This window comes from Anabaena sp. 4-3, assembly GCF_001597745.1.
Lineage (GTDB): Bacteria > Cyanobacteriota > Cyanobacteriia > Cyanobacteriales > Nostocaceae > Trichormus.
In genome coordinates this window covers 1-412 of sequence record NZ_LUHJ01000059.1, presented here as the reverse complement: position 1 = coordinate 412, position 412 = coordinate 1, and the positions used below count along the sequence as shown (strand labels likewise).

Sequence of the window (412 nt, the reverse complement as noted above, 5' to 3'; positions counted from 1 at the left end):
AGGAGTCTATCATGGCGTTTATTGCTGTTAACGAATTACGTGCTACTGGTTCGGAATTGTTCCAAGATGCTGAAAGCTTCCTCAACGAATTGAACAATCTTGATGATTCTGTTCATGGTGGTAACTATTCTAAAACCACAAATGGCGTTTTAGACTTAGCTGAAAAGGGATTTGAGTTCGGTGTCATCACCTTCGGTATTGATGCGATTGGCCATTTAGCTAAGTCCTTCAGTGATGCTGGAAATGGTTGGTACTAATCATTTCCGGTTATTGCTGAGTAATTGATGAGCTAATAGCTCTGTTGAAATGTTGGCATGAGCGATTAAGTTAGATGAAATTATCCAACTTAATCGCCAGCAGCTTCTACTAAATTTAGACATTGTTTTAGGAGTCTATCATGGCGTTTATTGCT

General features: G+C 39.1%; 1 protein-coding gene. It reads left to right on the top strand.

Going from position 1 to position 412, the window contains the following annotated elements:
• Positions 1–11: 11 nt before the first annotated feature.
• Positions 12–257 carry a hypothetical protein gene (locus A3775_RS15180; protein ID WP_066377310.1) on the top strand — a complete coding sequence of 82 codons (246 nt, stop codon included), beginning with the start codon at positions 12–14 and terminating at the stop codon, positions 255–257.
• The last annotated feature ends 155 nt before the right edge of the window (positions 258–412 follow it).